15 protein-coding genes, 1 pseudogene and 1 riboswitch are annotated in these 23,279 nt (G+C 48.8%); of the genes and pseudogenes, 13 read left to right on the top strand and 3 right to left on the bottom strand.

Features of this window, described 5'->3' with window-relative positions; genetic code table 11:
- The first annotated feature begins 10 nt into the window (after positions 1–10).
- The 3 genes from NFX39_RS00835 (at position 11) to tuf (ending at position 4,265) form a co-directional block, all read left to right on the top strand.
- Positions 11–1,843, top strand: coding sequence for a ribonuclease J (locus NFX39_RS00835; protein ID WP_252442091.1), 1,833 nt, complete (start codon positions 11–13; stop codon positions 1,841–1,843).
- 89 nt (positions 1,844–1,932) lie between these two features.
- The gene (locus NFX39_RS00830) at positions 1,933–2,847 is read left to right on the top strand and encodes a hypothetical protein (RefSeq protein ID WP_252442089.1); all 915 of its coding nucleotides are present in this window, start codon (positions 1,933–1,935) and stop codon (positions 2,845–2,847) included.
- Positions 2,848–3,077: 230 nt separating this feature from the next.
- Positions 3,078–4,265, top strand: coding sequence for an elongation factor Tu (gene tuf / locus NFX39_RS00825; RefSeq protein ID WP_252442087.1), 1,188 nt, complete (start codon positions 3,078–3,080; stop codon positions 4,263–4,265).
- 109 nt (positions 4,266–4,374) lie between these two features.
- Here the strand turns inward: tuf and NFX39_RS06420 are convergent, their stop codons facing one another.
- A complete protein-coding gene (locus NFX39_RS06420; RefSeq protein WP_256469564.1) occupies positions 4,375–4,509 on the bottom strand; it encodes a hypothetical protein in 135 nt (44 codons plus the stop codon).
- Between the two features lie 56 nt (positions 4,510–4,565).
- Positions 4,566–5,087, bottom strand: a complete 522-nt coding sequence (locus NFX39_RS00820) for an SAM-dependent methyltransferase (protein ID WP_252442085.1) — start codon at positions 5,085–5,087, stop codon at positions 4,566–4,568.
- Positions 5,088–5,406: 319 nt separating this feature from the next.
- Here NFX39_RS00820 and leuS point away from each other — a divergent pair, with 319 nt between their 5' ends.
- The 3 genes from leuS (at position 5,407) to NFX39_RS00805 (ending at position 11,446) form a co-directional block, all read left to right on the top strand.
- A complete protein-coding gene (gene leuS, locus NFX39_RS00815; RefSeq protein WP_252442083.1) occupies positions 5,407–7,836 on the top strand; it encodes a leucine--tRNA ligase in 2,430 nt (809 codons plus the stop codon).
- A 116-nt stretch (positions 7,837–7,952) separates the two neighbouring features.
- Positions 7,953–10,250 carry a putative polysaccharide biosynthesis protein gene (locus NFX39_RS00810; RefSeq protein ID WP_252442081.1) on the top strand — a complete coding sequence of 766 codons (2,298 nt, stop codon included), beginning with the start codon at positions 7,953–7,955 and terminating at the stop codon, positions 10,248–10,250.
- A 182-nt stretch (positions 10,251–10,432) separates the two neighbouring features.
- Complete coding sequence (locus NFX39_RS00805) at positions 10,433–11,446, top strand: YitT family protein (RefSeq protein WP_252442080.1); 1,014 nt, start codon at positions 10,433–10,435, stop codon at positions 11,444–11,446.
- 45 nt (positions 11,447–11,491) lie between these two features.
- Here NFX39_RS00805 and NFX39_RS00800 read toward each other — a convergent pair whose 3' ends face one another.
- Positions 11,492–11,986, bottom strand: a complete 495-nt coding sequence (locus NFX39_RS00800) for a GNAT family N-acetyltransferase (protein ID WP_252442079.1) — start codon at positions 11,984–11,986, stop codon at positions 11,492–11,494.
- 146 nt (positions 11,987–12,132) lie between these two features.
- Positions 12,133–12,229: riboswitch (purine riboswitch) on the top strand.
- Positions 12,230–12,315: 86 nt separating this feature from the next.
- On the opposite strand from NFX39_RS00800, the pseudogene guaB reads away from it, so the two are divergent.
- From guaB to NFX39_RS00765, 7 genes and pseudogenes are all read left to right on the top strand, one after another.
- Positions 12,316–13,416, top strand: a pseudogene (gene guaB, locus NFX39_RS00795) (IMP dehydrogenase); the annotation flags it as partial.
- 3 nt (positions 13,417–13,419) lie between these two features.
- Positions 13,420–14,337, top strand: a complete 918-nt coding sequence (locus NFX39_RS00790; RefSeq protein ID WP_256469568.1) for an IMP dehydrogenase — start codon at positions 13,420–13,422, stop codon at positions 14,335–14,337.
- A 1-nt stretch (position 14,338) separates the two neighbouring features.
- A complete protein-coding gene (guaA, locus tag NFX39_RS00785; RefSeq protein ID WP_252442078.1) occupies positions 14,339–15,880 on the top strand; it encodes a glutamine-hydrolyzing GMP synthase in 1,542 nt (513 codons plus the stop codon).
- A gap of 298 nt (positions 15,881–16,178) precedes the next feature.
- Positions 16,179–19,955, top strand: a complete 3,777-nt coding sequence (locus NFX39_RS00780; RefSeq protein WP_252442077.1) for a DUF1542 domain-containing protein — start codon at positions 16,179–16,181, stop codon at positions 19,953–19,955.
- A 343-nt stretch (positions 19,956–20,298) separates the two neighbouring features.
- Positions 20,299–21,993, top strand: coding sequence for a lectin-like domain-containing protein (locus NFX39_RS00775; RefSeq protein WP_252442076.1), 1,695 nt, complete (start codon positions 20,299–20,301; stop codon positions 21,991–21,993).
- A gap of 9 nt (positions 21,994–22,002) precedes the next feature.
- On the top strand, positions 22,003–22,890 hold the full coding sequence (locus NFX39_RS00770) for a mucin-binding protein (protein WP_252442075.1): 888 nt from the start codon (positions 22,003–22,005) through the stop codon (positions 22,888–22,890).
- Between the two features lie 157 nt (positions 22,891–23,047).
- Positions 23,048–23,254: a hypothetical protein gene (locus tag NFX39_RS00765; protein ID WP_252442074.1), complete on the top strand. Its 207-nt coding sequence runs from the start codon at positions 23,048–23,050 to the stop codon at positions 23,252–23,254.
- The last annotated feature ends 25 nt before the right edge of the window (positions 23,255–23,279 follow it).

The raw sequence follows: 23,279 nt of genomic DNA, 5'->3' as shown, positions 1-23,279 counted from the left end.
AGGAAACAACATGACAGATTTGAATATTATTCCCTTTGGGGGCGTGCGCGAAAACGGAAAGAACATGTACGCCGTCAACGTTAACGACGAGATTTTTATCTTGGACGCTGGTTTAAAGTACCCTGACACTGAACAACTTGGAATCGACGTGGTCATTCCTGACTTTGAATACTTGATTCAAAACCAAGACAAGATCGCCGGTATCTTCTTGTCCCACGGACACACGGATGCCATCGGGGCCTTGCCTTACTTGTTGCAGCAAGTGCAAGCCCCAATCTTCGGTTCTGAAATGACGATTGAATTGGCGAAGTTGGCCATCAACAAAGAAGAAGCCAACCGCAGCTTCGACGACTACCACGTCGTAAACGAAAAGACCGAAATCGACTTCGGCACGGTGAAAATTTCCTTCTTCAACACGACGCACACGATTCCACAAGCTTTGGGAATTGTTTTTACCTTGGACGAAGGGCAAATCGTTTACACGGGTCACTTTAAGTTTGACCAAACGGTGAAGGAAAACTTTGCTACCAACTACCAACGTTTGGCTGAAATTGGTTCAAAGCCAGTTTTGGCACTCTTGGGTGACGCCGCTGGAACGGAAGAGACAGGAAAGCCTGCCGCTTCTGAACGCCAGATTCACGAATACATTCAAGAAGCCTTTGAAGAAGCAAAGGGAAAGCGCATCATCGTTGCTGCCGTTGCTTCAAACATCCAACGCATCCAACAAGTGATTGACGCCACTGCTAAGACGCACCGTCGCATTGTCTTGGCTGGAAACGACGTGGAAAAGGTCATCTCAACAGCCATGAACCAGGGCGCTTTGGATTTGCCTTTGCCAGAAGAACAACTCTTCGCCAGCTTGAAGGAATTGGACAACATGCCTGATTCCGAAACGGTTGTTTTGGAAACGGGTCAAACCGGTGAACCGGTTAAGTCCTTGCACAAGATGGCCAAGGGTGAAGACCCAGACGTAACCATTGGTTCAAACGACTTCGTCTTCATTACGATGACGCCTGCCTTCGCCGTGGAATCATACGTTGCGCAAACGCGTAACATGCTCTTTAAGAAGGGCGCCAACGTCAAGCAGATTTCTGCTGATTTGCGTTCTTCCGGTCACGCTTCAAAGGGTGACTTGCAGTTGTTGATGAACATCTTCAAGCCACAGATGTTGATGCCTGTCTCAGCGGAATTCCGCGTGATGGTCACGGCCAAGGAAGCCGCCGAAGAAATCGGCATGGACCCCGAAAACATTATCCTTGCTAAGCGTGGTGATCAAATCAACTTTAACGGTGAAGGATTTGAAAAGTCCGGTGCCGTCTCAATTGCCGAAACGATGATTGACGGTGATTCCTTGAAGGACATCGGAAACGTCGTACTGCGTGACCGTCGCATCTTGTCCGAAGACGGTGTCTTCGTCACGGTCGTGACGATTGACCGCAAAAAGCGTAAGGTTGTTTCAAAGCCTAAGATGACGTCTCGCGGCTTCGTCTACGTTAAGGCAAACCGCGACCTCATGAAGGAAGCTGGAAAGCTCACGATTGAAGCAATCGAAGACTACTTGAAGAACGCGAAGGCGTTCGATTGGAACGAACTCAAGAACGGAGTTCGTGAAAAGTTGGCCCGCTTCCTCTTCAACGAAACGCGTCGCCGCCCAATGGTGATGCCCGTCGTGATGGAAGTTAACCAGAATCGCCGTCCACACCACAAGGGACAGGAAGGCGACAAGAAGGGTAAGAAGCCTTCAAACGCTAAAAAGCAAAAGAATTCTGCTAAGGGCAAGAAGCAAAACCAATCAGCAAAGAAGCAAGACAACAAGCCAAATACTTCAAAGAACGCTGAATAGTTGTAAAACAAAAAGACCCTGACGGGTCTTTTTTGCTGAATTTGAAGCCGAGTCGCTTTTGGCTTTGACAACACCGAGAGGAGAACGAGATGACCTCAGTGAACGAATGGCGAGAAGAAGGGCAGCAAGCCTTCGATAACGGTGATTACGAATTAGCCGTACAAAACTGGTCACAGTTGTATGACAGTGACCGAACATTTGAAAACAACCAGCTCTTTGCGCGGGCCCTCTCAAAGAGTGGACAGCCTCAGGCTGCCTTGACTGTCGCAAAGGAGTACGTGGGGGAGTATCTCGGTCAAAAGAAGGACTACCAGTTCTACTTTGAGCTCTGCTTGAACGCTTCATACTTCATCATGGCGCGTCGAATGGCGGTGGAGTCAATCGAGCCTGAGGACAAGGAACGTCGTTTGAAGGAAGTCGATGCGGCTGAAAAGGTGGCACAAATTGAACAAGGGGAAGCGCTGAAAAGGGCTGCTCGCCGCTTCCATCACATCTCCGGATACGACGTTTTAGAGCAGCAACAAATCTATCAAGACGCACTGTCACTCCCGGTCAATGACTATGTGGCGGGAGCACGTGCGGTGCTTCAAGATCCATACACGCTGCCGCTCATTCAGGCAAGCATCCTGACGGATGTCCAGTGCTTGGTTTTGCATCAGGAATTCACGTACCGTTTCTTGGATGGCAAAGAATACACGACCATCCTGTGTGAACAACCACGCCCACTCCGTGATCCGAACTTCGAAGACGGTCGCGCCTACTTGCTGAAGGCGGTTGGTCAAGATGACCCGGTTGCCTTTGAAATGCTGATGGACCAGCTGAAGTTGGAAATGCACGTGCTGTTCCCGCAGATTCACCGAATCGAAAATCCCATCGCCTGGGTTCAGGCGGACATGACACTTTTCAACGGTCATGACGAGGAAAATTTCGAAGAGGAAAGTGACGAACAAAAGAATTTGCATCAAATGGTTCACCACGCTCTCGAAGAGATGGGCGCATCGTAAACTGTTATTCCATTTGAGACGATAAAAAAGGCTTTGCAAAGCCTTTTTTTTCTGCCGAAAAAGAAGTGAAAAAATGTTTACAAAAAAATTATATATTAGTATAATTAATTCCGGCTCATAGGCCAGAAAAAACGGTTTATTCGGTTGTTTTTATCGGGTAATCGTTGTAAAATGTAAACATACGATTTTTCTCGGGTAAACTGAGGAAATAAAATTTGGAGGAAACTACATTGGCTAAAGAAACATATGTACGTAACAAGCCCCACGTTAACATCGGAACGATTGGGCACGTCGATCACGGAAAGACTACTTTGACTGCCGCTATCTCAAAGGTATTGGCTGAAGCTCAAGGTAAGGACGCAACTGATTTCGCCGAAATCGATAACGCGCCTGAAGAAAAGGATCGTGGAATCACGATCAACACTTCACACATCGAATACGAAACGGACGCACGTCACTACGCCCACATCGATGCCCCTGGTCACGCGGATTACGTTAAGAACATGATCACTGGTGCCGCTCAAATGGACGGTGCTATCTTGGTTGTTGCCGCTACTGATGGTCCTATGCCACAGACGCGTGAACACATCTTGCTTGCCCGCCAAGTTGGTGTTGAATACTTGGTTGTCTTCTTGAACAAGACTGACCTTGTTGACGACGAAGAATTGGTTGACTTGGTTGAAATGGAAGTTCGCGAATTGTTGTCAGAATATGACTTCCCAGGCGACGACTTGCCAGTTATCAAGGGATCAGCTTTGAAGGCCCTTGAAGGTGATGCAGAACAAGCTAAGGTTATCATGGAATTGATGGATGCTGTTGACTCATACATCCCAACTCCAGACCGTGAAGCTGACAAGCCATTCTTGATGCCTGTCGAAGACGTATTTACGATCACTGGTCGTGGTACTGTTGCTTCTGGTCGTGTTGACCGTGGTGTTTTGACTACTGGTACTGAAGTTGAAATCGTTGGTTTGAAGGACGAAGTAGCTAAGACTACTGTTACTGGAATCGAAATGTTCCGTCGTACTTTGGACGAAGCACAAGCTGGTGACAACATCGGTGCATTGCTCCGTGGTGTTGACCGTGACCAAATCGAACGTGGACAAGTTTTGGCAGCCCCTGGCTCAATCAAGACTCACAAGAAGTTCAAGGCCGAGGTTTATGTCTTGACTAAGGAAGAAGGAGGACGTCACACGCCATTCTTCACTAACTACCGTCCACAATTCTACTTCCACACGACTGATGTTACTGGTGTGGTTGAATTGCCAGCCGGTGTTGAAATGGTTATGCCTGGAGACCAAGTAACGTTCGACGTTGAATTGATCGCCCCAGTTGCCATTGAACAAGGTTTGAAGTTTACTGTTCGTGAAGGTGGCCACACTGTTGGTGCCGGAACGGTTACTGAAATCGAAGGTTAATTACAACTTTCAAAAAAGTCTGCTTACGCAGGCTTTTTTCTTTTGCAAAATTTATTTGAATACAAAAAACGCCCGACTGCCTAAAACAGTCGAGCGTTTTTTTTTATGCTTAGTTTTCGTTTTTATTTTGACCCAAGGCCTTTTCTCGGTCCTTCTTTTCTTCTTCAGAAATTGGGTCAGGGAAGGAAATGAAATCTTCCAAAGGGTTATTGGTCTTTTCTTCTTGGTTAACAATGCGTCCCATCGTGTACTCCTTAATGAATGAACTGTGCTTATTATATCACGGTCAATTAAATCAATTTAATCGTCTGCTGATTGCTTTTCAAACAACCATGTTAAGCCGTCTTCTGCTGTAAAGCTGGCTGAAGATCCAAGACTGCCCAATTCCTCTGCGTAGGCTTCAACGAAGTTGAAACCGTTTTTCACGGAGAGTAAGACGGTACCAGCCGGTTTCACGTATGGCCAAACAGAGGTCAGCGCTTCATCCACAGCGTCTGGCGAAACCGCGTCGTCCATGTAGTCCAGTACGACGCGGTCGACCTTCGTCAAGCGACCGAGTTCTTGCTTCAAGGTGTCTTCAAAAAGGGCGCCGTTTACGATGGTTGCCCGTTCCTGTAGGCCAGCCATGAAGAGGGAAGCGGCCGTCTTGTTGGCCTCTTCCTTGGTGTTGTGAAAGGAGAGGACTTGTCCGTCTTTTCCAACCCGTGAGGCGAGAAAACGCGTGTTTTGACCTTCCTTGGCAAAGCCGTCGATAACCAGTTGGTTTGTTTTTACGTGTTGCTCCAAAAAGTTTTTGATAAAGTGCCGGTTCGTATAAGACATATCGGCCTCCTTTTACAATCTATGCCCTAGTATAGCGAATTTTAGCTGCCTTGTGTTATAATTAGGATACTTTTCAACACTAGTAGTAGTCGCGGAGCATCAGAAAGTAAGCGGGGCTGGAAGCTTGCCAACCAACACTACGAACTCGGTTGAAAGCGCGATTGGTGAACAGCAGTAGTCAATCCGTCTTACCGCGTTAAGGTACCGAGGCCGAGGGGAGACTTGAGGCGAAATGTAGGTGGGACCGCGGTTTCAACCGCCCTACGTTAGTTTTTTTAAGCTGACGTGGGGCTTTTTTTGTTAGGTAAAGGAGAAGAATATGGGATACGATCACCAAAATATTGAAAAGAAGTGGCAGCATTTCTGGCAAGACCACAAGACGTTTAAGGCAATTGATGGTTCAGACAAGGACAAGTACTATGTCTTGGATATGTTCCCATACCCGTCTGGTCAAGGATTGCACGTTGGTCACCCAGAAGGTTATACGGCAACGGACATCGTCTCACGTTACAAGCGTGCGCAAGGCTTCAACGTCTTGCACCCAATGGGATGGGACGCCTTTGGTTTGCCAGCCGAACAGTACGCCTTGAAGACGGGTCACAACCCCGCCACGTTCACGGATGAAAACATCCAAACGTTCAAGAACCAAGTACAATCACTTGGATTCTCATACGACTGGGACCGCGAAGTGAAGACGACCGACCCCAACTACTACAAGTGGACCCAATGGATCTTCGAACAGCTCTACAAGAAGGGCTTGGCCTACGAAGACGAAATGATGGTCAACTGGGCGCCTGACTTCCCAGGTGGTGGTTTGGTTGTTGCCAACGAAGAAGTTGTTGATGGTAAGACGGAACGTGGTGGTTACCCCGTTTACCGCAAGCCAATGAAGCAGTGGGTCTTGAAGATCACGGCCTACGCTGACCGCTTGATTGACGACTTGGACGACCTCGACTGGCCAGAAGCCATCAAGGAACAACAACGCAACTGGATCGGACGTTCAATCGGTGCTTCCGTTCGTTTCGACGTTGAAAACCACGACGACAAGATCGAAGTCTTCTCAACGCGTGCCGACACGTTGTTCGGTGCTTCATACATCGTCTTGGCTCCGGAACACGACTTGGTTGACCAGATTACCACGGAAGACCAAAAGGCCGCCGTTGCCGAATACCAGAAGCAGATTTCTTTGAAGTCTGATTTGGAACGTACTGATTTGAACAAGGATAAGTCCGGTGTCTTCACTGGTGCTTACGCCATTAACCCAGTGAACGGCGAAAAGCTGCCAATCTGGATTGCCGACTACGTTTTGGCATCCTACGGTACCGGAGCCGTGATGGGCGTGCCTGCGCACGACCAGCGCGACTACGACTTTGCCAAGAAGTTCGACTTGACGATCACACCCGTTATCGAAGGTGGAAACATCGAAGAAGAAGCCTACGCCGGCGAAGGAAAGCACATCAACTCTGGCTTTGTTGACGGCATGGAAAAGGACGAAGCGATCGACACGATGATCGCTTGGTTGGAAGAACACGGTGCCGGTGAAAAGAAGGTCAACTACCGTTTGCGTGACTGGATCTTCTCCCGTCAACGTTACTGGGGTGAACCAATCCCTGTTATCCACTGGGAAGACGGTACGATGTCACTCGTCCCTGAAGAAGAATTGCCACTCCGTTTGCCTGAATTGTCCCAAGACGAAATGAAGCCATCCGGTACTGGTGAATCACCACTTGCTAATGCCAAGGACTGGTTGGAAGTGACCCGTGAAGACGGCGTAAAGGGTCGTCGCGAAACGAACACGATGCCACAGTGGGCCGGTTCATCATGGTACTTCCTCCGCTACATCGACCCAACGAACCCAGATGCCTTCGCAGCAAAGGAAAAGTTGGACTACTGGCAAAACGTCGACCTCTACGTCGGTGGTGCCGAACACGCCGTTTTGCACTTGCTCTACGCGCGTTTCTGGAACAAGGTCTTGTACGACCTCGGGGTTGTGCCAAACAAGGAACCGTTCCACAAGTTGGTTAACCAGGGAATGATTCTCGGTGAAAACCACGAAAAGATGTCCAAGTCCAAGGGGAACGTTGTGAACCCAGACGACATCGTGAACGCCTACGGTGCCGACACGCTTCGTATCTACGAAATGTTCATGGGACCTTTGACGCAAAACAAGCCATGGTCCGAAGAAGGGGTGACGGGTTCCCGTCGCTGGTTGGACCGTGTCTGGCGCATGCTCGTTCAAGACAACGGCAGCCTCTCAGACAAGTTGTCTGACCAGGGCGAAGACGCCATGAAGAAGGTTTACAACGAAACGGTCAAGAAGGTCACGGAAGACTTGGAAGAATTGCGCTTCAACACGGCCATCTCCCAGTTGATGGTCTTCGTGAACGAGGCCTACAAGCAAGAAAAGTTGCCTAAGTCTTACATGGAAGGCTTCGTTCAGTTGTTGGCACCGTTTGCGCCACACTTGGCCGAAGAGCTCTGGTCAAAGTTGACGGGGGCAACGGAATCCATCGCTTACGTTGCATGGCCTACCTACGACGAAAAGGCCTTGATCGACGACACCAAGGAAATCATCTTCCAGGTGAACGGAAAAGTTCGTTCAAAGCAAGTGATGCCTGCCGATGCTTCAAAGGAAGACATGGAAGCAGCAGCTTTGGCTGATGACAAAATTAAGAAGTACTTGGAAGACGCTGACGTGAAGAAGGTCATCGCCATTCCAGGTAAGTTCGTCAACATTGTTGCGAAGTAAAACGCACGCATCGTTGCACAGTAAGTTGCTCGTAACCAAGCAGTCAGCCAAAAGATTGGCAAAGTCAGCACCGGCCCATCCCGGTGCTGGGTACATATAAAAAAGGAAACACGATCATGACAGAAAACGATCCACGAAATGATCAAAATGAATACCTAAGCGTTGATGAACTGCTAGCCAAGCTTGAAAACAACCTGCAGCCCAGCAATCAACACAGCAAGTGGGCCTTTTGGAACAAGCGTAAGGACGACGAGGAAGGCTTGTCTGCCCGTAGCCCAGAAGAGCGCTACCAGCTATTTCAGCAATTAGGAAAAGAAGCTGAGGTCGAAGAAAAGAAGGCGAAGGCGGAGATTGACGCCAAAGCAGCTCGCCAACAACAAGAAGCCCAGGCGGCTCGTGAGGCGGAAGAACGCCAAGCCGAAGCAGCGCGCCGCCGCCAGGAAGCGCAGGCGGCCCGTGAAGCGGAAGAACGCCAAGCCGAAACAGCTCGCCAACAACAAGAAGCGCAGGCGGCCCGTGAAGCGGAAGAACGCCAAGCCGAAACGACTCGTAATCCAGAACCAGAAGAAACGCCTGAAGAAGAACCTGTTTCAGAACCAACTCAACCGGTTCAAGTAGACGAGCAGCAGCCCGCAGCCAACCCAGCAGCCGTCGTCGCTCCTCAGGTCAAAGAAGCCACCGCCAGCCCTGCCCAGCGCCTCGCCCAAATGGCTAAGCAGCTTCTGCCAAGCCCAAACAAGGGAAAGCGCACCAAGGCCGGCAACCAAAACGATAACCAGGCCCTGGTCAAAGGTTCCTTCTGGCTCTCCATGGGAAACATCGTTTCCCGGTTGCTTGGGGCGGCCTTTATCCTGCCTTGGCTGGCCATGCTTGGCGCAGCGGCCAACCAGGGGAACGCCTTGTTCTCACAGGGTTACAACATCTACGGTATCCTCCTGTCGATTGCGACCTTCGGATTCCCGTCCGCCATTTCAAAGGTGATGGCCGAGCTCATCGCTAAAGAAGACGAGGACGGCCTCTGGCAGTTGACCAAGCAGTCGCTTCAAATCGGAACGATTTTGGGAATTATCTTTGCGGTCTTGCTTTACGTATCGGCACCGTTGCTTTCAAACGGCAACGAAAACGTGATACCGGTCTTGCACTCACTGGCACCAGCCGTCCTGGTCTTCCCAGCCATGTCCATGGTTCGTGGAATCTTCCAGGGACACCAGCTGATGCACATCTCGGCCATCTCCGAAGTGGTCGAACAGGTGGGCCGAATCATCTACCTGTTGCTTGCCACCTGGGTCGTGTTGTCGGCTGACCCAGCCAATTGGACGGGCGCGGTTGTGCAAGCAACCTTCGCCGCCTTCATCGGGGCGCTCTTCGCCGTCGCCGTCTTGGCCTACGGATGGGTTTCCTACAAGGACCTCATCCACCCAACGGTTAAGGCCGAAGAGGAGCAGGGCGGACGCCCACTCGTCTACCAAAAGAAGGTGAAGGTGAAGACGAGCGTCCTCGACTTCATCCGTCCGGGACAGACCCGTGCGATGGTCGCAAACGTTCTGAAGGAATCCTGGCCATTTGTCATCATCGGCGCTTCGACGAACCTTTTCTTGTTCGTGGACCAGTACTCCTTCTTTCCATTGATGAAGGCCTTCTTCCAGGAGACGGGCAACACCTTGCAGGTGCAGTTTGCGCTCTTTTCGGCCAACCCAAACAAGCTCGTGATGATCGTCATCTCCTTCGCCACATCGATTGCGGCGACGGCTTTGCCAATCCTTTCGGCTAAGAAGGCGGTGGGAGACAAGGCTGGCTTGCAGCAACAAGTGCTCACGACGATTAAGTTGACCTCTCTAGTCTTGTTGCCATCAGCCTTGGGGATGTACGCTGTTTCAGACGTGCTCTACAAGTTCTTTTACCCAATCGACGGCACGGCGCAGGCAGGAATTTACCTCCTGCAGTTCTCAAGTTTGCTCACAATCATCATGGCTTTGTTCATGCTCCTGGCCTTCGTGTTGCAAGCCTTGTCCGAGCCAAAGACCGTGGTTCGCGCCTTCTGCTGGGGACTCCTGGTGAAGGTGTTGTTACAAGCGCCATTGATCTTCCTCTTCCAGGGGATGGGGGCCTTGATGGCTTCCTTCGTTGGATTTGGTTGGTCGCTCTACCTGATGTTGGCCTTCTTGAAGAAGGAATACCAGGTCTCCTTCGACGACTTGAAGGTGACGCTGGTGCCGGCCTACCTGGCTTCGGCTGCCATGGCCATCCTGGCCTTCTTGGTATCCGAGTTCTCGGCCAACTTCATCTTGTCGGATGCGACAAAGATTGGGGCCGGCTTGGCCACCTTCCTCGGAATGGCGGCCGGTGGGGCCTTGCTCTTCTACCTTTACAAGCGATTGGGACTGCTTCGTGCAATCTTCAACCGCGGACGCTAAAAGCATTCGTTAAAAAGATTAATGATTCTGTCAAAGTCACCCACGCGGGTGACTTTTTTATTCGCCTTCTAAACTTATAATGAAATATTCGTAACCAAATCGGCTCCAGCTCTTCTATCAGGCGGCTTGTCTGTGATATGATTGAAAGAGTGATTTAAAACGATTAAAAGGGGGAGCACACGATGGCTAAACCACAAAAGAAATGGCGTAAAGTTGCCTTAATTGTCATCTTTTTCTGCTTGTCAGTCGCTCTGCAAGTAACCGGATTGAACTACTTCCTGATTCCGAATAACATCTTTTCCGTTGGTTTGAACGGTATCGCGCAGCTCTTCTCGCTGTCATCGTCAGCCTTCTTTAACCTGAATATTCAGACCGGTGTGTTCTTCTTGCTGTTCAACATTCCAATCGGAGTCATCGGTTGGAAAATGATCGGTGGCCAGTTTACGGTGCTCTCATTCTTGAACGCCGTTGTGGTTTCCATCCTGTTGATTTTCTTGCCAACGCACGCCTTTACGACTGAACCGCTTTTGGCAACGCTCTTCGGTGGCCTCTTCGTCGGTGCTGCCATCGGTGTGGCCATGCGTTACGGATTCTCAACCGGTGGTTTCGACATCATCGCGATGATTATTCAGAAGCGTACTGGAAAGTCCATCGGGGCCTTCATGAACATCGCAAACGGTGTGATTGTGGCCTTCGCTGGATTCTTCATCGGTTGGCAAAACGCCATGTTCACGTTGATTGGGATTTATGCAACCGGACAGGTGGTCGACGCGCTCTACACGGGTTACCGGAAGTTGACGGCCTTGATTGTCACGTCAAAGGGCGAAGAGGTCATCGACGTGTTGCACCGGGACTTGATCCGCGGAATTACGATTCTGCCATCGTCTGGTGCCTACACGAAGCGTGAATCAACGACGTTGATGATGGTGCTTTCCCGTTTCGAACTGTTCGAAATGCAGGAAGCGGTGCGTTCGGTTGATCCGAAGGCCTTCATCAACTTGCTGTCAACGGTGTCAGTTGCCGGTGAGTTCTGGGACGCTGACCGTCAGCTCCAGATGAAGAAGTCAATGGGACCAAAGGCGGTCACGATTGACGCCCAGCTCGAGGCCGAGCAACAGTTGGAAGAACAGCTGGCTCAGTTAGAAGAGCAAAACAACGCTGGTTTGGAAACAAACACGGATGGCACTGATAAATAATTTATAAAAACAAAAAGGATGGACGCATACGCGTCCATCCTTTTTTTACTTACGCCAGGTATAGCGATTGAAGGTGCCAACAGCACCGTCCGGGATAAAGCCAACCTTCTCGGCCACCCGGCTGCTCGCTGCGTTAGCGGGTAAAACATTCACGTAGAGCCCGTCCAACTTCAGTTTGTCGATGGCGTACTGTTTGATTTCTTCCAAGCCACACGTGACGATACCGAGGTTCTGGTGCTCCTCAGTAAGCCAGTAGCCAACCTCGGCCAACTTCTCGTCTGCTTGAATCCGAAGGTCAATCGCACCAACGGCCTGTCCGTTCACGACAAAGGCGAAGGAGAGGGGGTGCTTACGGAAACGACGACGCTTTTCTTGAATCAAGTAATCCTTTTGCGCTTGCAAGGATGGTTCCTTGGCCCAGTCTAAAAAGCGACTTAAGTTGTCTTTACTCATGACAATCGCATGGAACATGGGCGCGGCGTATTTGACCTGAACCGGCTTAATCTGGACTAGACCGGCAGGTGATTGGAAGTTTTTCATTTTGGAAACCTCGAACTTGGTCTTCTCGTACTTTTGTTAATGTAATATTAAAGGAAAATGAGAGAAAGTGCAAGGGCCGATACGAGGGATGATGACGGGCTTTTTGACTTGTAAAATAGGGGGCGAGTCTGTATAATTAACCTTAACAATTCAAGTAAAAACGAACAGATATATCGCTGGAAAATGGCCAGCAGTCTCTACCGCGCCCCAAAAGTCGTGACTATCCGTAAGTGTGTTTGAAAAAGGCTTTTTTCAATGGCACTCTGCGGATCTGGAGATCAGTTGCAGAGTGCCTTTTTGTATGCGATTGTCTTAGTTAAAGGAGAATCATGGCAGCATTTCAAAAGAAAAACAAGTTCGTGCCAATGGGCTTGACCTTTGATGACATGGCAATGGAGGACCACTCCGAAGCCATCCAAACTTCTGACGTATCATTGAAGACGTCTTTGACGCCAACTTTGAATTTGAACATTCCATTGTTGTCTGCAGCCATGGATACGGTGACGGAAGCTCGCTTTGCCACGGCCTTGGCCGAATTCGGTGGTTTGGGTGTCATCCACAAGAACATGACCATCGCGGACCAGGCAGCAGAAGTTGCCAAGGTGAAGCAGACGGAAGTGGACTTGGATAAGACGCCAAACGCTGCCGTTGATGCAAACGGTCGTTTGATCGTTGCCGGCGCCCTCGGGGTGACAAACGACACGGTTGACCGTGCCAAGGCATTGGTTGAAGCCGGTGTCGATGCCGTTATCTTGGATTCCGCTCACGGACACTCAGAAGGTGTCTTGCGGAAGGTAACGGAAGTGCGTAACACGTTCCCTAAGTTGAATATCATCGCCGGAAACATCGCCACGGAATCTGGTGCGGCAGCGCTTTACGACGCTGGTGCCGACGTGGTGAAGATTGGTATCGGACCTGGTTCAATCTGTACGACGCGTGTGGTTGCCGGAATCGGTGTGCCACAGTTGTCAGCCATTCGCGACGCCGCTCGCGAAGCAAAGAAGCGCCACAAGGCCATCATCGCCGATGGTGGTGCTAAGACGGCCGACGACATCTTGAAGGCCATCTCAATGGGTGGAAACGCCGTGATGCTCGGTTCCATGTTCTCAGGAACGAAGGAAACGCCGGGTGAGGTCTTCGAAGACAACGGTCAACAGTTCAAGTTCTACCGCGGAATGGGTTCAATCGCTGCCATGGAAAACGGTTCAAAGGACCGTTACTTCCAAGGGGAAGTGAACGAAGCCAAGAAGATGGTTCCGGAAGGAATCGAAGCCCGCGTGGCTTACAAGGGTGAGTTGAAGGATGTCTTGATGCCAATCTTGGACCACTTGACGCAAGGATTTGCGGACATGGGTGCTAAGACGGTGATGGACGCCATCAACCACGGCTCATCAATCAAGAAGACGACGCCTGCCTTTGACTACCAAGCAGCCTTGGTAGACGGCACGGATGCTGGTCACGGTTTGGGTTATGATGAAACGCTGCTGGTTCCAGCAGCTTCAAACGTCTTACCTCACACGGTCGCCCTCGAAACGACCATCGGCAAGCTCACACTTGCTAATCCACTTGCTGCTACTGACTTAACCGGTAAGCGTCAAGCTGCCTTGGCTAAGGACATGGCTGAAGCGGGGGCCTTGGGAATCGTACCTGCCGAAGAAAAGATTGAAGACCAAGTCGCATTGGTCAAGGAAGCCAAGTCAGCTGACTCAAAGGGCAGCCTTGCTGCTGAAGTTTGGTTGGCCGATGACAGCCAAGTGCGTGTTGCTGAATTGGTAACCGCCGGTGCCGACGCCATCGTCTTGTACTTGCCAAAGGCATTGGACGAAATGACATTGACGGCCGTTTCAGACTTGAAGGCCGCCTTGGTGGACGCGACGTTGATTGTTGGTACCATCGAAGACGCCGAAGCCGCTCAAAAGTTGGCGAAGGTTGGCGTTGATGCCGTTATCGCCGGTCGCTCGGTTGATTCAAAGTGGGCCGATGACGCGCACTACCCATTCTTGACAACGGTCATGACCGTTGTTGAAGCATTGGCTGGGCAAGACACAGCCGTCATCGCCGCCGGTGGTATCCACTACTCAGGTGACGTTGTGAAGGCCATCGCCGGTGGGGCAGACGTCGTGATGATTTCCGACTTCTTGCCTCGCGAAGCCGTTGTGGAAGACGCCGTCTTCCAGATGGACGGTGGTCTCCGTGCCGGAATGGGTTACACGGGATCACAAAACGTGGAAGCGCTCCGCATGGATGCGCAATTCGTTCAAATCACCGATAACGGTTTGAAGGAATCACACCCACACGATGTTGAAATTACGAAGAAAGCACCAAACTACGTCGAACAGGAAAGGGACTAATATGGTTCAAGCAAACGACAAAATCTTGGTACTGGACTACGGTTCACAGTACAACCAATTGATTACACGCCGTGTTCGTGAAATGGGTGTTTACTCAGAGTTGAAGTCAAACAAGATGACGGCTGCTGAAGTAAAGGAATACAACCCGAAGGGAATCATCTTGTCAGGTGGACCTAAGTCAGTTTACGACGAAGACGCCTTCACGATTGACCCTGAAATCTTTGAATTGGGAATCCCAGTTCTTGGTGTTTGTTACGGTATGCAACTGATTGCCTGGCATTTGGGCGGTAAGGTTGAAGCTAACCCAGGTAACGGTGAATTCGGTCAAACTGAAATCACGCAAACGGCTCCTTCAAAGTTGTTTGAAGGAACCCCTGAAAAGCAAATCGTTTTGATGTCTCACTCTGACAACGTAACCAAGTTGCCAGAAGGCTTCAAGGTGGCTGCTGGTTCTGACAAGACACCAATCGCTGCCATCGCAAACGATGAAGCTGGACTCTACGGCGTTCAGTTCCACTCTGAAACGACGCTTTCAGAACACGGTAAGGAAATCATCAAGAACTTCGTGATGAAGGTCGCCGGTGCCAAGGCAACTTGGTCAATGGCCGAATTCATCGACGAACAAATCGACGTCATCCGTAAGGAAGTGGGGGACAAGAAGGTCCTTCTCGGTTTGTCTGGTGGCGTTGATTCATCCGTCGTTGGTGTGCTCTTGCAAAAGGCCATCGGTGACCAATTGACTTGTATCTTCGTTGACCACGGTTTGCTCCGTAAGAACGAAGCGAACCAGGTCATGGAAATGCTTGGTGGTAAGTTCGGTTTGAACATCATCAAGGTTGATGCCCAAGACCGTTTCTTGTCTAAGTTGGAAGGCATCACGGATCCTGAACAAAAGCGTAAGATTATCGGTAACGAGTTCGTTGAAGTCTTCAATGACGAAGCAACGAAGTTGAACGGAATGGACTACTTGGCTCAGGGAACGCTTTACACGGACGTGATCGAATCTGGTACGGAAACTGCCCAGACGATTAAGTCTCACCACAACGTTGGTGGTTTGCCTGAAGACATGCAGTTCAAGTTGATTGAACCATTGAACACGCTCTTCAAGGATGAAGTTCGTGAATTGGGTGAACAGCTCAACATGGACCATGAATTGGTATGGCGTCAGCCATTCCCAGGACCCGGTCTTGGAATTCGTGTGATGGGTGCCATCACCGAAGACCGCTTGGAAATCGTGCGTGAATCCGACTGGATCTTGCGTGACGAAATCGCTAAGGCAGGATTGCAAGGGGATGTTTGGCAGTACTTTACGGTCTTGACGAACAACAAGTCCGTTGGAGTCATGGGTGACTTCCGTACGTACGAATACACGATTGCCATCCGTGCCATTACGTCAATCGACGGAATGACGGCTGACTTTGCCCGTTTGCCATGGGACGTTTTGCAGAAGGTATCTTCTCGAATCGTAAACGAAGTTGACCACATTAACCGTGTAGTCTACGACATCACGGCTAAGCCACCAGCAACGGTGGAATGGGAATAGAGAAACCCATATAAAAAGAGAGAAGTAAAAAAAGCAGCACCTACCAAGGGCTGCTTTTTTTATTCTAAAAATGTAAATTAATTCAGAATTTGATTAGAAATATACGAAATACTATTGTATTTTTAAAGGATACGTGTGTAAAATATAACTGAAAAGTTACGAATATAACAAACATGTTCGAACACGATTGAACCAACCCTCTTTGAATACTGAGTCGATCCAAGCAATGCGAGGCATGTCCAAGCGGTTGCTTGGTTTTTTATATTGGTGACAAAAAGAAATTGGAGGGAGTTTGTCTATGTTGAAGCATTCAACAGAAACGCGAGTAACAAAGCATTATAAGATGTACAAAGCCGGTAAGAAATGGCTCTTTGCCGGTGTGATTGGATTAACCGTTGCTGGTTCGGCCCAAGGCTTGACCCAGGCGGTTTCAATCCCTTCATTCCCAGCCGGAATGAAGGCCTCCGCCGATGATGACGGAGCCCGTCCTTACTGGTTCGGACAAAGCACCGACTACTTCAAGCACTATAACGAAACACCTGATAAATCGTCGGTTCCAGAAAGCTTGCAGAAATCTTGGGGAACGGCTAACGGTGATATTAGCCACTTCAATGAAATCAAGTTCTCATTCGATGGCTTGCAGTATGATAAAGCAAGCAATACATTCACCATGAACCTAACCTTTAAGGTTCCAATGTTGTCAACTTCTGGTGCTGGTCGTCACTCGTACTTTGACATGGCCTTCTCACCATCCATGACGTCAAAGACGGATAATCCTATCTTGACGCCTGCTTCTGGTAATACGACCACCTTGCAACCGAAGAACAATATTTACAGTAATGATTTTGATGCCGGCTCAAACGTCGGTGGTACGTCAACCTTAAAGATTAACATCAAGCCTGTTAAGATTGTTGATTCGGACAAGATTACCGCGATGTTCTCATCTGATACGACAACAACTGGTTACCACCCAATCTGGTCATCAGTCCGTACCTTGGGATACAACGACTTCGGTGACGCCTTCAACAACGCCTTGATTGACCAGTTGAAGAAGAACGCCAACGAGAACGTTGATAATAAGAAGCACTTAACACCAGATCAAAAGAAGAAGTTCCACGATGACATCAACGGCGAAGACACGCACAAGGACTTCGTTAACGACTTGGACGGCTTGAACAAGAAGGCTGACCAAGCGGATGACGACGCTGCTAACGCTGACGCTGCAAAGGACAATGCCAAGAAGGATATTGATAACGCCGCTGACGCTGCTAAGAAGATTGACGGTTTGAACATCCCTCAAGACGATAAGGACAAGGCAAAGGCCAAAGTCGACACTGATGCCAACAACGCCAAGGATGACGTTGACAAGGGAACAACCCCAGATGACATCAACAACCGTAAGAACAACGGTATCAACAACATCAACAACGATGCCAACGACGCCGAAGCCAAGGGTAAAGCCAAGGCCGATATCGATGATGCCGCTGGTAAAGCCAAGAACAAGATTGATAACGACCCAAACATTCCACAAGCCGACAAAGACAAGGCCAAGGCCAACATCGACAACGACGCTAAGAATGCTAAGAATGATGTCGACAATGCTAAGGGTCAGGACGACATCGATGACAAAAAGAAGAAGGGTATCGACAACATCAACAACGATGCCGATAACGCCGGTGCCAAGGGTGGTGCTAAGGCCGACATCGATAACGATGCAAACGACGCCAAGAAAAAGATTGATAACTTGCCTAACTTGACTCCTGATGAAAAGAAGAAGGCCAAGGACAAGGTTGATAACGACGCTAACAACGCTAAGAATGATGTCGATAACGCTAAGAACAAAGATGACATCGACAAAGCCAAGACCAATGGTAAGACAAACATCGATAACGATGGAAACGACGCCCAAAATGACTCTGACAAGAACGGTGCTAAGTCTGACATCGATAACGAAGCCAACAAGAAGAAGGGCGACATCGATAACTTGCCTAACTTGACCCCTGATCAAAAGAAGAACGCCAAGGACAAGGTCGATGACGACGCTAACAAGGCCAAGAACGATATCGACAACGCCAAGGATAAAGCTGGAATCGATGATGCCACGAATAAGGGTAAGGCAGCCATCGACAACGACGGTAACGACGCCAACAACGAAAACGATACGGCCGGTGATAAGAACAACGCCAAGAAGGCCATCGACGACGAAGCCAACAAGAAGAAGGGCGACATCGATAACTTGCCTAACTTGACCCCTGATCAAAAGAAGAAGGCCAAGGACAAGGTCGATGACGACGCTAACAAGGCCAAGAACGATATCGACAACGCCAAGGATAAGGCTGGAATCGATGATGCCACGAATAAGGGTAAGGCAGCCATCGACAACGACGGTAACGATGCCAACAACGAAAACGATACGGCCGGTGATAAGAACAACGCCAAGAAGGCCATCGATGACGAAGCCAACAAGAAGAAGGGCGACATCGATAACCTGCCTAACTTGACCCCAGATCAAAAGAAGGATGCCAAAGCTAAGGTTGACGATGATGCCAACAAGGCTAAGAACAAGATTGATGGTGACACCAACAAGGGTGATATCGATAACGATACCAACGACGGTAAGAAAGCCATCGACAATGACGGTGACGCTGCCAACAACGACAACGATACGGCCGGTGACAAGAACAACGCCAAGAAGGCCATCGACGACGAAGCCAACAAGAAGAAGGGCGAAATTGACAACCTCCCTAACTTGACGCCTGATCAAAAGAAGGACGCCAAGGCTAAGGTTGATAACGACGCCAACAAGGCTAAGAGCGACGTCGACAACGCCAAGGATAAGGCGGGCATTGACGATGCTACTGACAAGGGTAAGAAGGCCATCGATAACGACGGTAACGATGCCAACAGCGACAACGATACCGCCGGTGACAAGAACAACGCCAAGAAGGCCATCGACGACGAAGCCAACAAGAAGAAGGGCGAAATCGATAATTTGCCTAACTTGACGCCTGATCAGAAGAAGAAGTTCAAGGACGATATCGACAACGATGCCAACAAGGCAAAGGGTGATGTTGATAAAGGTCAAAACAAGACCGACTTTGATAATGCCGCTAACAAGGGTAAGTCAGATATCGATAACGATGCTAAAAAAGCGGATGACGCTAATGACGCCAACGGTGGCGCTAAGGACAAGGCTAAGAAGGATATCAATAACGATGCCAACGATGCCAAGAAGAAGATTGATAACTTGCCTAACTTGACCCCTGATGAAAAGAAGAAGGCCAAGGACAAGATTGACGACGATGCCAACAACGCCAAGAAGAAGATTGATGGGGACACGAACCCTAGCGACTTTAACAATGATAGCGACAATGGTAAGAACGCCATCGATAACGATACCAAGGGCGACACCGACGAAAATGATAAGAACGGTGCTAAGAACGATATCGACAACGATGCCAACAAGGCCAAGGATAAAGTCGATCACATGAAGAACTTGACTCCTGATGAAAAGAAGAAGGCCAAGGACAAGATTGACGACGACGCTAACAAGGCGAAGGGCAATGTTGATAGCGCCACCGATAAGGGCGGTGTTGATGATGCCAAGAACAAAGGAAAGCACGCTATCTTTAACGACGCCAAGGACGCTGGACACAAGGATATCGATAACGGTGCTAACGACGCCAAGAAGAAGATTGATAACTTGCCAAACTTGACCCCTGATGAAAAGAAGAAGGCCAAGGACAAGATTGACAACGATGCCCAAAACGCACACAACAAGTTGAACGGCTTGAACGGTGACAAGGACTCTGACTGGGATGACTTCTCAGATGACTTGAACCAAGCTGATCAAGCGATTAACACTGATGTTAAGGTTAACCAAGATACCAATGACGGTCGTCACCCAAGTGAAGCCAAGGTAACCCCTACGGCTGAACACCACGTCTTGCCAAAGACAGCTAAGGAATACGCTGACAACATGATGGCGCGTGCTTTGGTTGTGCTCGCACTCGGTGCTGGATTGACCTACATTCTCTTTGATAAGATGACATCAAAGAAAGAACACAAGAACTAATCAAGTTAGTCCGTTAAAAAGAACCTCGGAAATTTTCCGGGGCTCTTTTTTGTTCTAATAACGGGATGAAGGACAAATAAATGGCTATGTGCATAACGGCGCTTTTTATAAAAGACATAACAGTGACCAATGTTACCTAATGTTTACAATTATTCTAATTCGGTTATAATAGTAGTGTAATTAAAAAAAAGACAACCCAACAAAAGTATATGAGCTCTCCGTAACGGATGAGTGTCAACATCCTGAATTCCAAGAACACACTCCTTCGTTTGGTGGGGTGTGTTTTTGTTTACGACTGACTGGTGGGCGTAAATAGGGGGTTGGGACAATTTGGAGGAATCGCATGGCATTGAAAGAAACATACAAGCTTTATAAAGCAAAAAAGTTTTTAGTAACTGGAATGACTGGGTTAGCTATGATTTCTATTGCTTCTGCTGGTGTTAACCAAATGGTTTCCGCTGACAGTGTGCAGCCAAGAGCTGAATCTGATAGTGATGATAGCGGTACTGTGTCAAATGAAGATTTGAAGGTGACCGTTGATTCAAGCAACTTTGAAAAATACTTCAAGGTTGGTGGTAACGCGACCTATGATCATGCAAGTAATACGACAACGTTGACTCAGGATACAGATGGTCAAGACGGTAATATCACCTTAAAGACAAAGATTAATGGAAAAGTACCATTCACCATCAAGGGTCGGATTAACCTTGGATCCAAGATTGATAACAATGCGGGTGGAGATGGAATCGGAATGGCGTTCCACCATGGTAAAAACGGTGACATCGGTTATCAAGGAGGAGGAATCTCTGTGAAGGGATTGCCTAAGTCTTCCGGATTTGTGTTCGATACGTGGGATGCACCAGGTTGGGGAGATTTTGCCAAACCATACATGGCAGGATTCCACAGTGATGTTGATCAAACGGATCAAAATCAACCATTCCGTTACGCATCAGAACCTTATTACTTTGACGGTTCGGAAGTGGCAGGAAAAGATCTTCCATTCGAATTAACCTATGACGGTGCTGGAAAGATGAGCATTACCTATAATAACAGCGTCACACGAACAATTTCCGTTGATGACTACGAGTCGCCACTTTCTTTGTCCATTGGTGCCTCGACTGGAGCGGACTATAATTTACAGACGGTAAGTATTGATAAATTCCAGTTTGTTCCGGCTCAGACGAACAGTGTTCAACGTAAGGTGAACTACGTGGACGATAAGGGAAATAAGATTGCCCCTTCTACCATTCAACAAGCTGTTTATCGTCGAAAGGGTAGTTTGGACGCAAACAATGAACCGGTTTACACCGATTGGCAACTGATTTCAGGAAATAATCACTTTGGTGAAATCAAGGCACCAACAATCGATGGATACAATGTGGAATCAAATCAGCAAACCTCATTTGATCCAATGACGGTTGACCCAAATTCTGGAAATACGGAATACACAGTAAAGTACTCAAAGACACCAAATGAGTCAACGCTAAACGTGCAGGATAGTACGATTGTCGCTGGTCCAAAGCAAAACTGGAATGCGGGGGATAATTTCCTACAGGCCGTGAACTCCAACAACGAAAAGGTTGATTTGAAGGATCTGACGGTGAACGGAAACGTTGATCCACACACACCAGGTACTTACGATGTGACGTATCAATTTACAGATCAACGAGGAGAACTTCAAAAGAAGACTGCTAAGATTACAGTGGTCGCCAGCAAGGCGTCCCTGAAGGTTCATGATTCAACCATTACCGTTGGTGACAAGTGGAACGTTGGTGATAACGTGACCTCTGCAACAGATGAGTACGGTAACCAATTGAACCTGAAGGATGTTGACTTTAATGGTCGAGTCGATAACCAAAAGCCAGGTATGTATCCAATCACTTACACGTACACGGATCCTAGTGGTAATCAATTTAGTGAAAAGGCCATTGTGACTGTAAAGGGTAAGCAACACGAAGAAACCCACAAGAAGACGGTTAACCGTGAAATTGATTACGTTGACGAAAACGGGAAAGAAGTGGCTAAGCCCACGACGTAATCCGTCGAAATGAGCCAGAAGGGAATGGTGGATGAGTCGACGGGTGCCTTTACCCCAACGGGCGATTGGACTGCCAATGGTCATTTCGACAAAGCAACCCCAGAAGACCTAAGCGCCCAAGGCTTTGACTTTGACAAGGCAGAAAACAATGACGAAGTAACGCCAACCAAGGATACGATGAATAATATTCCAGCCGTTAAGTTTATCTACAAAGATAAGCGTTCAGCGGGAACACCATCTGATCACGGTCCTGAGGATATTCAAAAGTCAGTGACGCGCACGATTAATTTCGTGGATGGTAAAACAGGTCAGCCAATGTCAAACATGCAAGCAGAAATTCAGCATGTCGACTTTGAACGTTCTTCAACGAAGGATGAAGCCACGGGCAAGTGGACATATGGTGACTGGCATCTTGCTGGATCTAATGCACAATCTGGCAGTTTTTCTGACTATGAACCAAAGGCAGTGGATGGTTACGAACAACCGGCTGCTGTTGCTGCAGAAGGCAACGTTAAAGCAAATACTGCTAATAGCAGCGTGACGGTAACTTACCAACACAAGAGTTCGGCTGGAACACCATCCGATCACGGTCCTGAAGACGTTCAAAAGTCAGTGACGCGCACGATTAACTTTGTGGACGGTACAACTGGTCAACCAATGCCAAACATGCAACCGGAAGTTCAACAGGTTAACTTTGAACGTTCGGCAACGAAGGACGACGCTACCGGAAACTGGACGTATGGTGATTGGCACGTGGCAGGCTCCGATGCAACCTCCGGAAGCTTTGCTGGATATGAACCAAAGACAGTGGATGGCTATGAACAGCCAGAAGGCGTTGCTGCAGAAGCAAACGTAACCGCACAGACGGCTAACGCAAGTGAAACGGTAACTTATTAAGCCAATTCACCACGATGACAACGGTGGTGGAAACACACCATCAAACAATGGTGGAAACACACCTGCTAACAATGGTGGAAACACACCATCCGATAAGTCTGGTGATCAGCCAACAAACGGCAGTGGACAAAATAATTCAAGCAAAGACAGCAGTGCGGTGAACACTCAGAATGCTGCTAAAGAAGAGAATCAGGCAGCTTCTCGTCTTAATAAATTCCGCGATGGTCAGCGGCACATGCCAAAGACTGCTGCAGAATACATTGGAAACGCGATGACACAACTTTTGCTTGTCCTTACACTGGGCGCAGGATTAATCTACATTCTCTTTGATAAGTTGACCTCAAAGAAAGAACACAAGAACTAAGACGGATTAGCTCTTAAAAAAGAAC

Origin of the sequence: Fructobacillus apis (genome assembly GCF_023893635.1) — a bacterium.
In the GTDB taxonomy this organism is placed as follows: domain Bacteria; phylum Bacillota; class Bacilli; order Lactobacillales; family Lactobacillaceae; genus Fructobacillus; species Fructobacillus apis.
This window is presented reverse-complemented; position numbering and strand designations above follow the sequence as displayed.

Bases quoted from the DNA above. Each gene is read 5' to 3' on its own strand.
- NFX39_RS00835 (WP_252442091.1), top strand. From the start codon at position 11: ATGACAGATTTGAATATTATTCCCTTTGGGGGCGTGCGCGAAAACGGA.
- NFX39_RS00830 (WP_252442089.1), top strand. From the start codon at position 1,933: ATGACCTCAGTGAACGAATGGCGAGAAGAAGGGCAGCAAGCCTTCGAT.
- NFX39_RS06420 (WP_256469564.1), bottom strand. From the start codon at position 4,509: ATGGGACGCATTGTTAACCAAGAAGAAAAGACCAATAACCCTTTGGAA.
- NFX39_RS00820 (WP_252442085.1), bottom strand. From the start codon at position 5,087: ATGTCTTATACGAACCGGCACTTTATCAAAAACTTTTTGGAGCAACAC.
- leuS (WP_252442083.1), top strand. From the start codon at position 5,407: ATGGGATACGATCACCAAAATATTGAAAAGAAGTGGCAGCATTTCTGG.
- NFX39_RS00810 (WP_252442081.1), top strand. From the start codon at position 7,953: ATGACAGAAAACGATCCACGAAATGATCAAAATGAATACCTAAGCGTT.
- NFX39_RS00805 (WP_252442080.1), top strand. From the start codon at position 10,433: ATGGCTAAACCACAAAAGAAATGGCGTAAAGTTGCCTTAATTGTCATC.
- NFX39_RS00800 (WP_252442079.1), bottom strand. From the start codon at position 11,986: ATGAAAAACTTCCAATCACCTGCCGGTCTAGTCCAGATTAAGCCGGTT.
- guaA (WP_252442078.1), top strand. From the start codon at position 14,339: ATGGTTCAAGCAAACGACAAAATCTTGGTACTGGACTACGGTTCACAG.
- NFX39_RS00780 (WP_252442077.1), top strand. From the start codon at position 16,179: ATGTTGAAGCATTCAACAGAAACGCGAGTAACAAAGCATTATAAGATG.
- NFX39_RS00775 (WP_252442076.1), top strand. From the start codon at position 20,299: ATGGCATTGAAAGAAACATACAAGCTTTATAAAGCAAAAAAGTTTTTA.
- NFX39_RS00770 (WP_252442075.1), top strand. From the start codon at position 22,003: ATGAGCCAGAAGGGAATGGTGGATGAGTCGACGGGTGCCTTTACCCCA.